Here is an 11,883-nt window from a genome sequence, read left to right as displayed (position 1 = left end):
TATGGCAGGGGCAATGAGCAAACGCAGCAAACAAACGGTGTTGTGTCAATTCCAGCAATGGCTGGCCGATTTGCCCTTGTACATCAAGGGTTTGTTCGGTAATTTAAGCTGCGAAAGTTGAGTAAATAATATATTGTATTTTGTACATATGTCTATAAAGCGAATAAACCGCTCTTCACTGCTCCGTTAACGTAATGACTTTTGACCAATGTACATAAGATGTTCGGCTAGACTCATAAATTCTTCTCTTTCACAGACTTGTTCCGCTATGTCAAGCCATGCTGCTACTACTTCCGGAGTTTGCTGCAGAAGTTCAGGCTCACGTAAATATAAGAAGCTTTCGCAATTAACCAGATGCAGATGTTCCAAGCCAAATGGCTGGAAGAAGGGAAGTACATCTTTTGGACTTTGGAGGAGGAAAATCAAATTAGCTGTCCGAAGAAAATAAAGTTATAGACTGGATTTGTTGGTCCTACGCGGATTTCTGAATTGATTAACCGTCAAGGCTCCGAATAATAAGTATTAGACTGAGTTCGACATAAAACCAGCGGCAGTCTAGGAATGGAAAATAAAGTCCAAGACTACCGCTAATTTATTGAACAAACGTACCCCGCTAGCCTTAATCTACTACAACCCTGTTAATGACTTGCCCGGCGGTCCACGTCCGCGACATTTCCTCTATTTGATGACGATGTGTATGGTGATGACCAATCCAGAGATTCGAGCTTCAACGTAATGCAAAAGAAACTTAAGAAGATGAAACCCATCATGAAGTTATGTGGTAAAGTGGCGCGTTTGCTTGTCGGTCTTGCGAAAAGTAGCGAAGACGATGATTCGACCAGAATTTTTCCACAAGAGCTAATCTTGTGGGCCAATTACTTGTCGTCCGACAGTTGTAAAATTGAATCAGATATATTTACATTTTATTACTTTACCACTGCTAATATAACAAACGCCACTTCCGTGGATTCGGAGAGTGGCGTTAATTATTATCTTCTTGCCTTGATTTTCTTTTTTAAGCTGGGTGCCGACGGCGCCTGCACTTTTAGAGGCGGCGTTGCATTCAGCATCGGATACGGGTGGTCCTTCACGACGGGAATCGTCTTTTTGATTAATTTCTCGATATCCTTCAAATACGGCATTTCTTCCTGCTCGCAGAAGGAGACCGCGATCCCGCTATAGCCTGCCCTACCGGTTCGGCCAATGCGGTGTACATAGGTTTCCGGCGTATTCGGAAGGTTCATATTGATGACGTGTGAAAGCTGTTCGACATCGATCCCTCTGGCCGCGATATCCGTAGCCACCAGAACCCGTGTAACTCCGCTTTTAAAATTATTCAGAGAGGCCTGGCGGGCATTTTGCGATTTATTGCCGTGAATAGCCTGTGCAGAAACCTTCAACTTCGTCAGACTGCGCACGACGCGGTCTGCGCCATGCTTGGTCCGTGTGAACACCAGCGCCGACACAATGGAAGGATCCTGCAGCAAGTGGTTCAACAGTTGTTGCTTGTTTTCCTTATCGACGAAATACACGGACTGCGCGATACGTTCCGCTGTAGAAGATACAGGCGTAATCTCAACTTTGACCGGATTGACCAGAAGCGATTTCACCCATTGAGCGATTTCCGGCGGCAGCGTAGCCGAGAAGAACAGTGTTTGCCGATTGCTCGGCATTTTCGATATGATTTTCTTTACGTCGTTAATAAAGCCCATGTCCAGCATGCGGTCGGCTTCATCCAGTACTAAAATTTGGATATATTGCAGGTCAATCACCTTTTGATTCACTAAATCCATCAGTCTGCCTGGCGTGGCGATCAGAACATCCGTTCCTTGTTCGAGCGATCGTTCCTGCCCTGCCTGCGAAACACCGCCAACGATTGCCAAACAACGTAAATCGGTATTTTGACTGTATGCTTTCATGTTATCCGATATCTGAATCGCCAATTCTCTTGTCGGCGTCAGAATTAAAGAGCGAATCTGGCGCAGCTTAGTCGATTTACCCGTCTGTGCGCTCAACAACTGGATAATAGGAACGGCAAATGCAGCTGTCTTCCCCGTTCCCGTTTGGGCGCAGCCAAACAAATCTCTCCCCGCCAGCACCGCTGGAATCGCTTGCTCCTGAATGGGTGTCGGAGCTGTATAGTTCTCCTTAATTAATGCTTTTAAAATGGAAGGTTTAATATTCAAATCAGCAAAAGTCATTGGATCTCCTAGCTTGATGCATCATATTTTTTCTAACTCGTTCCTAAATACATAACAAATAATGATACCACACATCTATAGATAATAGTAGCGGAAGTTCGACCTTGACGTCAGAAACTGTTTAAGCATCTTCTCACCTTCTAGAAGAGGATGCTATTAGTTTTCTAATTTGAGCAGAAATAAATCAAAGCGGCGTATCTATTTCCTGATCCCGCTATAATTAGAATCGTTATCTTGGCAATACAAAAAGCACCATCAATGGAGACTGCTGCAAAAGTGCTACTTTGAAAAATAAACTTCGTGACCTAGAGAAAACGAGCCTCCAGAATCGATTCTAAGGCTCGTTTCGAAATCGGGGAGACATTTTATGACTCCCCGAAAAAGTTAGATTTCTCAAAAAACTCTATGTCCGCCCATGAATATTGGCCCAAGCATCTCCTACCCAGCCGCTTTTAATATGATACCAATTTCCTATTTTCTCAAAAGCTTGAACAGTTTGCGGAGCAATTGAGTTACTGGTAATTGCTAAATGGGTCGGACCTAAATATAAATTCATTGCGGTCGGAATATTAATCTTTTCGTCAGGGAACTAGTGTTCCCCTTTTGTTCTTTTGTTTGTTTGTTTTCGGTTGACAAGAACATGATGTCATAAATGACAAGAACCTTATCCCATTCCCGACAGACAAAAAAACACCGTCTTTTTTAGACGATGTTTTGCACTGCTTGATCTTGATTTTCTTAATTTAAATTGTCAGCTTAGATACATACGAGGTCACTGAGGGTCTCCTTTACATTAAGAAAGAGTGGGTGAGACCCTCATAGAATTCAATTAATGCACGTGAATTATTCCGGAGCCGCAGTGATTAATATAGGTAGTCCTTGTTGGCGGTCAGTTCCAATTCAGCTCTTTTAGTTTTTGCCGCAAAAAGTCGATCGAAGCTTGGGCATACCAATCCGGATCGGCCTTCCGCGTATGAAAGCCAACCTCCATTGAGAGATACCCCGGATAATCGATGTCCTTCAAAGCCTTAAGCACCGCATCGAAATTTCCGACCCCATGGCCCGGCGGCAGCCGGTCGTTATCGCTGATATGAATATGATGCAGCTTATCTTTCATCCGGTAGACATAATCGCTCGGCACTTCGTTGCGGTACAGCGCATGGTGAGTGTCGAACATCACCTTGACGTTGCTTTCGCCCGATTGCTTGCTCAGCAGCAGCGCGTCGTCCGCTGTTTCGATCAGGTTGCTGTCGCTCGGCGTCGGCTCCACCACCATCGTGACGCCTAAAGTGTTAGCGTAACGGGCGCAGTCCGCCAGCCCTTCCAGCGAGTAATTCCAGGCATCGGTTTGTGTTGTTCCGTACACGGCCCAGCCGGCCACCCAGATGACCGTAGGGCATTCCCAATCGCTCGCCAGCCGAATCACGTCTTTATAATGCTTTACGGTAAACTCCCGCTCCTCCTTGCTCGGCGAGCTGGGATTGATCCCCGGCCCTCCGCCCGGCGCGGGCAGCATGGCGGCTACGTCAAGACGGCTTTCTTTCAGCAGCTTTAGAATGTCCTTTCTCCGCTGCGCCGATACATAATCCGGCCAAGCGTGCGGGCTGGCGCAGCCGATCTCGATCGCGTCATAGCCCTTCTCCGACAGCCGCCGGATGACTTCCTCCAGAGGGTAGGCCGGAAGCCAGGAGGGGAAGCAGCTGTAAGCCCAAGTGTTAAAAGAAATACCTTTCATTGGCAGATTCAACTCCTCTGATCGAATGTACGGTCAATGCTATGAGTCAGCTCCAGACAAATACCGCTTTCTCCGTTTTCCGCTCGTCGAACAAGCGGAACGCAGTCTCGGCGTCCTGGAGATCAAACCGGTGTGTGACCAGCTTGGCCACAGGAATGTTCTTTCTCACGATAAACTCGGTGATTTCGTTAAATTCCTGGATCGGAAAATACCAAGAGCCGATCAAGGTCAGCTGCTTGCGGATGAGCTGCTCGCTCGGCCGAATCGTACACTCCCGGCATTCTCCCACGAAGGCGACCCGGCCATGCGGCCTCACACAATCGAGCGCCTGATTCTCCGCATGCGTATTGCCCGAGCAATCGATGGCCGCGTCAGCTCCGGCGCCTCCGGTCAAGGCGCGGATACACTCCACGGCATCCCCGCTTCTTCCGTCGATAACGAAGTCGGCGCCCAGCTCCTTGGCCAGCTGAAGACGTTCCTCCAGCATATCGACCGCGATCACCGTCGCTCCGAGCGCCTTCGCCACCAGGATCCCGGCTCCGCCCATAGGCCCGAGACCATAGATCGCGATCGTATCCTTGCCACAGATGCCGAGTCGTTTCTGCGCATGATATAAAGTGCCTACCGCATCCGTGGACACCGCTGCCGTAATAAAGTCGATTTCATCCGGCAGCCTCATGCAATTGCCGGCCGGTACGACCATATAATCGGCGTCGCCGCCATGCTGATCGAAGCCGATGCATTTCCACGCGCTGCAGAACATCATATAGCCGCCTTTGCAGTGACTGCAGGTGCCGCAGCCGACCGCCAAATAAACGGCCACCCGGTCTCCCGCCTGCAGACTGCTCACTTGCTCGCCCAGCTGCACAACCACGCCGGCAGGCTCATGGCCGGGAATGACTGCCCCGCTCCTCGCCGCCTCGCCGCCGACCACGGGATTGCCGTAGTATAAGCTCATATCGCTCCGGCAGATCGCGGACGCCTTCAGCTGGATGAGCACCTCTCCCGGACCCGTAGCCGGCACCGGAAAGTCGCGAACCTCCACCCTTTTATCTCCGGGAAATACAACGCCTCTCATCGTTTGCATGATTTTTTCTCCTTCCGTCCGGCGCTAATTGCAGCGGGTCCAGCTGCCGCTTGCCGCGGAGGCCAGAATCGCATCGGTAATCACGGCAATGCGGTAACCGTCGTAAAAATTCGGTGAAACCTCGGTATCGTTTACGATCGAAGAAATAAAGTCGTGGCATTCGATAATTTTGGTCTCGCCGTATCCCGATACCCAGCGCAGGAATCGGCCACAGCGCTCCTCCATAAGGATGGGCAGGGCCGGTATATACCGTCCGGTACCCCCGGCGGTCCTCGGGGTCGCTGGCGAAGCTGACCTGCAGCTCGTCGCGCCGCTCATAATTAAAGAATAACGAGCCTTGATCCCCGTGGATTTCAAAGGTCAGAAAATTGTTGCGGCCCCAGGCGTTCCGGGTAGCCTCGATGCTGCCCACGGCACCGCTTTCAAAACGGAGCAGCGTGCTGACTTCATCGTCTACGTCCACAGCCTCTTTGACCGTGTCGCCGCTGGATTTGACGGTGCCGAGCTTATCCAGGCCGCCGGATTGCACCGGACGTTCTTTGATCCAGGTGCTGGTCGTGGCCATCACTTCGCTAATGTCCCCGACAAGGTAGCGGGCGAAATCAATGACATGGGTGCCAATATCGCCAAGCGCGCCCGAGCCGGCAATTTTTTTGCGGAATCTCCAGGAAAGCGGGGAATTCGGGTCCGCCGACCAATCCTGCAAATAAGTGCCACGGAAATTCAGGATGCGGCCGATCAAACCGTCCTCTATGTATTTTTTGGCTAATGCGACCGCAGGAGTCCGGCGATAGTTAAACGCAACCATATGCTTCACTCCGGCATGGTTCACGGCATCCAGCATGAGCTTCGCCTCTTCGGCCGTGCGGGCGAGTGGCTTTTCTGAGATCACATGCTTGCCGGCCCGTGCGGCGGCGATTGCGATGTCCGCATGCATATCGTTGGGCGTAACAATATCGATAATATCGATGGCTGGATCCTCCACCGCTTGTCTCCAATTGGAGGAGTAACCTTCAAAGCCGTACCTCGCGGCCGCCTCCCTGGCCAGCTCTTCCGTCACGTCGACGACCGTCTTGCGGTACGGTACCGCCGGCGCAGGCCAGAAGAACATCGGCATTCCCGCATATGCAAGCGAGTGAGCCTTGCCCATAAACCCTCCGCCTATCATCGCTACATTTAATTTACGCATTCACGAGCTCCTTTCTGGTGAATATCCTCGCATTGAATATATATCAGACGCTTTTTTTTGGACATGTAATAAAATTGGGTATATGGAAAAAACGGAAATTTTGATATTCTATATTTGTCAAAATAACAACAGGGGTTGATCGCATTGTTCGCTGGCGGATATGAAAATGACTGGTTTCTGTTCGAAGGCGAAATCCACGTCCATACTATAGGACGAATCGTCGCAACCAATTTGCATCCGAACCGGACACTGCCTTTCTGGGTGCTTGGCGTGGTCGTCTCGGGGCAGCGGACGATACAGGTGGGAGAACGCCAAGCCTATCTGACGGCAGGCGACTTTTTCATCCTTCCTCCCCATATCCCGCATCAGGGTATCGAGCGTGACAAGCACGACGCCTTTTTCGTTCATTTCGACGTGAAAGGCAGAGCGATCTCCCCGCCCGCCGGCTTACACGCCGATGAAATCCGCTTGCCGATGTTCGGCAACATTCCCACGGAAACCGATATTTTGCGCAGCTTTGCTTACACCCACAATCAATTCAGCACCGGACGGGTCGGCCAGCCGTTTGTACACTCGCAGTTCCTGTCCATGTTTTATCAAATCAGCCTGTATATGCAGAAAAAGAGGGCGTGGGCCAACGTCCGCACGCACCTGGGCGACGAAATTCTCGAATACATCTCGCTGCATCTGGCAGAGCCCATGAATTACCAGTCGTTCGAGCATCACTTTCAGCTCAGCTACCGGCAGCTCAATACCATCTTTAAAAAGCAAATCCAGAGCACCATCCGTCAAAAAATCATCGAGCTGCGCATAGACCACGCCTTAAATCTGCTCATGCAGGGAGAAACCATCGCTTACGCCGCGGAGCACTCGGGATTTAGCGATTATTTTTATTTTTTGAAATGCTTTAAGAAGGGTAAAGGTCTTTCTCCCAAGGAGCTTCAGAAAAAATATATCGCCGCGGGCAGGGACACTCGCGATGCCGGCCTACAGCCAGCGTTACATCCGAATGATTGAGCCTTAGATGGTGATCACCAATTTACCGTCCGGGTTGTCCTTGCCGAGCCACGTATCGGCCATCCAGTCGTTATAGGCTTCCGCGACGCCGGTTCCAAAATCCGGATCCGGAAGATGGCTGCAAAAAGGACGCGGAATCAGAATGGCGTGTTTCACGCCGTATTTCTCCATATGGTGGGTCCGGAAAAACGCCGGGTCCGAGCAGGCCGGCCCCCCCGCCCCCCCGCCCCCCGATGGCGGTCTTGCGTCGATCATGTGGGTATGAACGTCGTTTCCATATATCCCGCGGGGCTCCCCCTTATACCGGTCCGGTCCCTCCAAGGTTGCTTCATATACTCCTTAATTTGCTCCGTTCCGATGGGAGCATTGTGCACATCGTAATCAATAATAGGATACGATAGCTTCGGCCTTGTATAATCTTCCATTGCCTGGTACCTCCCCAAAGTACGTTTACATCCCCATTCTAGGGGTTTCGCTCCTCGCTGAATATACAGATACACCTCGTATGATCCAAATTCGATATTCCAAATCGCTATAATTTTGCCGTTTTGATTTATTAGTTTCCCGGCCTTCCAACTTACTAATAAATCTGATGGTATCACTATTTCGCCAGTATGTTTATTCAATGATAAACCCTGTTTGTTTATATCCACATAGTTGTCATACTGTACATAACACTCGCTACATTCGTAAAACATTTGATTTAGAGAAATATCTTTTAGTAACAGTATCCAACCTTGGTCACAAAAAGCTGCCGATAAGAGCGCCAAGGCGCTGAAAAGGTAGCGAGGTTCAAGACACGCAAAAAACCCTGCTAGCAAAGCAGGGCTTTCATAATTAGAATATATTAGCTTCCTTGACCTTGTTTGACCCACTGAGCTACCGTTACCGTACGCTTTGCTTGGTGTACTACGGCTCCTCGAACATCTTCCTTCAACTTTCCATCTTGATCAACTGATACGCTAGTTCCATATGGATTACCGCCGCCAGAAAAAATGGATGGATCAGTATAGCCTGGAGCTGCTATTATTGCTCCCCAATGATACATGCTTGTATACAGGGACAAGATCGTTGCTTCTTGACCACCATGAGAGTTTTGAGCAGATGTCATAGCGCTTACTACTTTATTTATCGTCTTGCCGTGGAACCAAATGCCGCCGGTCGTATCTAAAAATTGTTTCATTTGTGATGCGACATTTCCAAAACGAGTCGGAGTGCTAAAAATAATGGCATCCGCCCATACTATATCATCGGGTGAGACCACAGAAACGTTTTTTGTTGCTTCCACATGTGCTTTCCAAGCGGGGTTTCCGTCAATGACCGATTGCGGCGCAAGTTCAGGAACCTTCAATATTTTCACCTCGGCTCCTGCTTCTCGGCCACCGTCTGCTGCCCACTGCGCTAATTGATAATTGGTCCCTGTCGAGCTGTAATAAATTACAGCAAGATTTACATTCAACATCCCATACCTCCAGCCATCAAAGTTTTAACATAGTTCATTATTAGCTTTTGTCATGAGAGTAATACTTATTGTCTCTTTTAATAAATCCATCGAGGGATAAAGCATAACTGCCACTAATCGCAAGATAAATCGCAATAGCCAATAATGCCAGGTCTAGCTCCCATCCTGCCAATTGACCGTTCCCCAAGAAACCGACCGCTAGTTTTACCTTTATTGTAGCGCCAATCATCAAAGCGGAGATAATAACAGATATAATACGTGTTCCTAGTCCAATGATTAAACCGATCCCGCCAAGAATCTCTATCCCAGTTACGCCGTAGGCCATAAATGAGGGTAGACCAATGCTTTGGAACCAACCGGAAATTCCGTCGATCGTTTGAAACTTTACTAGCCCGTGAACAAGAAATGTAACCCCCAATACAACCCTTAAAATAAATACGCCAATTTGATTCTTCATTCTCTTTTCCTCCCTAGTTTAAGCATTTTCTATAGAACTGACGGCCAGTTTTTGATTAGCCAATGGAGTAAGCACCAGGACCGATAAGCGCTATTGAGATCGCAACAACGGCCAGAACAAAGGGAAATTCGATACCGCCTTTATCAACCCAATATCCATTTGCCAGATGGACTTTGAAAATCGCCCCAAGCATCGTTACTACAATAAGAGCAGCTCCGACTGGTGTTAAAAATCCGGCTGCAAATAAAAATCCGCCTATTATTTCAGCCAAGCCTGCAAAAACCGCCATCATCACACCCGGCTTAATCCCGATAGACTCCATCCACCCTCCAGTTCCTTTTGGACCGTAGCCTCCAAACCAACCGAACAATTTTTGTGTACCGTGCCCCATGAAGCTAATGCCTATCACCAAACGAATTAAGAGTAAACCAAGATTCAACATAAATTTTCCCCCTCGAATTTTACTTCTTTATTTAAAGTTACTAACTTTGTGTTTGAATTATATTGTGTTATACTTACTTTTGTCAAGTGACTTATTATTTATTATGTAGATGAGGTGAACACATGGAACATGAAACGAAACTGTGTCCTAGCTTTGAAGCAGCTTTCGAGTTATTGGGCAAACGTTGGACCGGGCTTATTATACGTACCCTTATGGATGGACCTAAGCGATTTAAAGATATCTCCACCATTATTGAAAACATGAGCGATCGCATGCTCTCGGAGCGTTTCAAGGAACTTGAGGCTGAAGGAATCGTCACACGCCGCGTTTATGATGAAATACCGGTCAAGATCGAATACGAATTAACGGAGAAAGGATATGCCTTAGAACCAATGATGAATGAATGTGAAAAATGGGCAGAGAATTGGATACCTTAATTGGAGAATCAACGCTTAGGGAAAATAAAAAAATATAAAGGAGTAATCCACTGTGAATAAACAAACGGCGGGAATCCACCACATTACAGCATTTGCAAAAAACGCCCAAGAGAATGTTGATTTTTACGCGGGTTTACTAGGTTTAAGGCTCGTTAAAAAAACCGTTAACTTTGATGCGCCGGAAGTATACCATTTTTATTTTGGTAACCACGGAGGACATCCGGGTACCATTTTGACGTTTTTCCCATGGGAGACCGGGCGTAAGGGACAAATCGGCGGCGGGCAGGTTGGCAGGACAACTTTCGTTGTTCCGCCGGGCACATTGGGTTATTGGGACGAACGTTTAAGAAAATCCAATGTGGTACCAACGCAAACCAAAAGATTCGGCGAAACATATCTGCAATTTAATGACCATGATGGCTTACAGCTTGAAATCGTGGAGCGTGCAGAAGGAGCAAACAGTGAATGGTCGTTTAGCGGGATTCCGCTCGACAAAGCAATTAAAGGGTTCGGGGGTGCCGTGCTCTACAGTACCTCCTCATCTGAAACTATTGCTTTATTGGAAAATGTCATGGGGCTTCAAAGGGTGGGTCAGGAAGACGACTTGATTCGACTTAGAGGAACTGCGGATATAGGGAATGTTATCGATATTAATGCCAGCTCCATGGGACGCGGACATGGCGGATACGGTACGGTTCATCATATCGCTTGGCGGGCAAAGGACTTTGAAGATCACGAAGAATGGAGAAGTCATGTAGCGCAGAATGGTTATCAGCCAACTCCTATTATCGACCGTCAATATTTCAATGCTATTTATTTCCGGGAAATCGGCGGCATACTTTTTGAAATTGCCACAGATCCTCCAGGATTCACAAGAGATGAAGCATTTGATGAATTAGGCACAAATTTAAAGCTTCCGGATCAGTACGAGCCTAACCGGGCAGAAATCGAAAAGCTATTACCACCCATCAAGGTGCGTGAAATATCGGAGGCTGAGTAACCATGCAGCACATTTTTCAAAAAGGGTCCAATCCGGCAGCACCAACGCTTGTTCTGTTGCACGGAACGGGCGGTACCGAGCAAGACTTACTTCCGGTGGCCCATTGTCACCGACTTCATCCGTGCTGAGCATCAGAGGAAAAGTACTTGAAAATGGTATGCCGCGCTTTTTTAGAAGACTAAGCGAAGGTGTTTTTGACGAGGAAGATCTAATATTTCGAACAAATGAATTAAATGAATTTCTTTCAGAAGCGGCGTCAAAATATGTGCTCGACCGCAAAAACATTATCGCTATCGGATACTCTAACGGTGCTATATTGCTGGAAGTCTATTGTTTCACCATAAAGGATCGTTAAAAGGTGCGATTTTGCACCATCCAATGGTTCCACGTCGGGGTATTGAAATACCTAGTCTCGCTGGAGTACCAATTTTTATTGGCGCAGGAACGAATGATCCAATCTGCACTTCGGAAGAGACGAAAGAGTTGGAACAACTGCTTAGTGATGCTGGCGCAAGGATCGCTGTTCACTGGGAGCATTTTGGACACCGGTTAACGAATTCGGAAGTTAACGCGGCTGCAACTTGGTTCATGAGCAATATGATTCAGGGGTGACCATTCCAGTGGAAGCATCGAAAAACCCACCAACATTATCATGAGGCCACTGAAGAACTTACGTTTTTTTCCTGGCCGGCGAGTTCAACCAAAAAGAAGACATTTATTCCCATTTTGTAGAGGAGATGTCTTCTTTTTTTGACCCTATTCGGTTGTATTCCTCAATGATCCTTAGTCGGCTATTCTCAATATCCGCTTTAGATTCACCGCAAATATGGCCATCGCACCTTGCAACTGCATGCCA

General features: G+C 48.0%; 10 protein-coding genes and 2 pseudogenes. 4 read left to right on the top strand and 8 right to left on the bottom strand.

Annotated elements, in window-relative coordinates; genetic code table 11:
* Positions 1-989: 989 nt before the first annotated feature.
* The 4 genes and pseudogenes from FPZ49_RS34165 to FPZ49_RS34150 form a co-directional block, all read right to left on the bottom strand.
* Positions 990-2,201 (bottom strand): DEAD/DEAH box helicase, encoded by a 1,212-nt coding sequence (locus FPZ49_RS34165; RefSeq protein WP_144855088.1) that lies wholly within the window; start codon positions 2,199-2,201, stop codon positions 990-992.
* Positions 2,202-3,090: 889 nt separating this feature from the next.
* Positions 3,091-3,936, bottom strand: coding sequence for a sugar phosphate isomerase/epimerase family protein (locus FPZ49_RS34160; RefSeq protein ID WP_144855086.1), 846 nt, complete (start codon positions 3,934-3,936; stop codon positions 3,091-3,093).
* 46 nt (positions 3,937-3,982) lie between these two features.
* Positions 3,983-5,023 (bottom strand): zinc-dependent alcohol dehydrogenase family protein, encoded by a 1,041-nt coding sequence (locus FPZ49_RS34155; RefSeq protein ID WP_144855083.1) that lies wholly within the window; start codon positions 5,021-5,023, stop codon positions 3,983-3,985.
* A gap of 24 nt (positions 5,024-5,047) precedes the next feature.
* Positions 5,048-6,212, bottom strand: a pseudogene (locus FPZ49_RS34150) (Gfo/Idh/MocA family protein).
* A 144-nt stretch (positions 6,213-6,356) separates the two neighbouring features.
* Between FPZ49_RS34150 and FPZ49_RS34145 the strand changes: the two are divergent.
* Complete coding sequence (locus tag FPZ49_RS34145; RefSeq protein WP_186446274.1) at positions 6,357-7,229, top strand: AraC family transcriptional regulator; 873 nt, start codon at positions 6,357-6,359, stop codon at positions 7,227-7,229.
* 3 nt (positions 7,230-7,232) lie between these two features.
* On the opposite strand, the gene FPZ49_RS34140 is transcribed toward FPZ49_RS34145, so the two are convergent.
* The 4 genes from FPZ49_RS34140 to FPZ49_RS34125 form a co-directional block, all read right to left on the bottom strand.
* Complete coding sequence (locus tag FPZ49_RS34140) at positions 7,233-7,550, bottom strand: hypothetical protein (RefSeq protein ID WP_144855079.1); 318 nt, start codon at positions 7,548-7,550, stop codon at positions 7,233-7,235.
* A gap of 526 nt (positions 7,551-8,076) precedes the next feature.
* Positions 8,077-8,691, bottom strand: coding sequence for an NAD(P)H:quinone oxidoreductase (gene wrbA, locus FPZ49_RS34135; protein WP_144855077.1), 615 nt, complete (start codon positions 8,689-8,691; stop codon positions 8,077-8,079).
* A 40-nt stretch (positions 8,692-8,731) separates the two neighbouring features.
* Positions 8,732-9,148, bottom strand: a complete 417-nt coding sequence (locus tag FPZ49_RS34130) for a DoxX family protein (RefSeq protein WP_144855075.1) — start codon at positions 9,146-9,148, stop codon at positions 8,732-8,734.
* A 55-nt stretch (positions 9,149-9,203) separates the two neighbouring features.
* Positions 9,204-9,590, bottom strand: a complete 387-nt coding sequence (locus tag FPZ49_RS34125) for a DoxX family protein (RefSeq protein ID WP_144855073.1) — start codon at positions 9,588-9,590, stop codon at positions 9,204-9,206.
* Between the two features lie 122 nt (positions 9,591-9,712).
* Here FPZ49_RS34125 and FPZ49_RS34120 point away from each other — a divergent pair, with 122 nt between their 5' ends.
* The 3 genes and pseudogenes from FPZ49_RS34120 (at position 9,713) to FPZ49_RS34110 (ending at position 11,639) form a co-directional block, all read left to right on the top strand.
* Entirely contained in the window at positions 9,713-10,027 is a 315-nt protein-coding gene (locus FPZ49_RS34120; protein ID WP_144855071.1) for a winged helix-turn-helix transcriptional regulator, read from the top strand.
* Positions 10,028-10,079: 52 nt separating this feature from the next.
* Entirely contained in the window at positions 10,080-11,027 is a 948-nt protein-coding gene (locus tag FPZ49_RS34115; protein WP_144855069.1) for a ring-cleaving dioxygenase, read from the top strand.
* Between the two features lie 2 nt (positions 11,028-11,029).
* A pseudogene (locus tag FPZ49_RS34110) lies at positions 11,030-11,639 on the top strand (alpha/beta hydrolase).
* Positions 11,640-11,883: the final 244 nt, after the last annotated feature.

Origin of the sequence: Paenibacillus cremeus (genome assembly GCF_007786445.1) — a bacterium.
Lineage (GTDB): Bacteria > Bacillota > Bacilli > Paenibacillales > NBRC-103111 > Paenibacillus_G > Paenibacillus_G cremeus.
The sequence above is the reverse complement of the archived record's forward strand: the minus strand, read 5'-3'. Positions and strand labels throughout refer to the sequence as shown.

What these genes read in the sequence shown, in the direction of transcription:
- wrbA (WP_144855077.1), bottom strand. Translation starts at nt 8,691, where the DNA reads ATGTTGAATGTAAATCTTGCTGTAATTTATTACAGCTCGACAGGGACC.
- FPZ49_RS34165 (WP_144855088.1), bottom strand. Translation starts at nt 2,201, where the DNA reads ATGACTTTTGCTGATTTGAATATTAAACCTTCCATTTTAAAAGCATTA.
- FPZ49_RS34155 (WP_144855083.1), bottom strand. Translation starts at nt 5,023, where the DNA reads ATGCAAACGATGAGAGGCGTTGTATTTCCCGGAGATAAAAGGGTGGAG.
- FPZ49_RS34130 (WP_144855075.1), bottom strand. Translation starts at nt 9,148, where the DNA reads ATGAAGAATCAAATTGGCGTATTTATTTTAAGGGTTGTATTGGGGGTT.
- FPZ49_RS34160 (WP_144855086.1), bottom strand. Translation starts at nt 3,936, where the DNA reads ATGAAAGGTATTTCTTTTAACACTTGGGCTTACAGCTGCTTCCCCTCC.
- FPZ49_RS34120 (WP_144855071.1), top strand. Translation starts at nt 9,713, where the DNA reads ATGGAACATGAAACGAAACTGTGTCCTAGCTTTGAAGCAGCTTTCGAG.
- FPZ49_RS34125 (WP_144855073.1), bottom strand. Translation starts at nt 9,590, where the DNA reads ATGTTGAATCTTGGTTTACTCTTAATTCGTTTGGTGATAGGCATTAGC.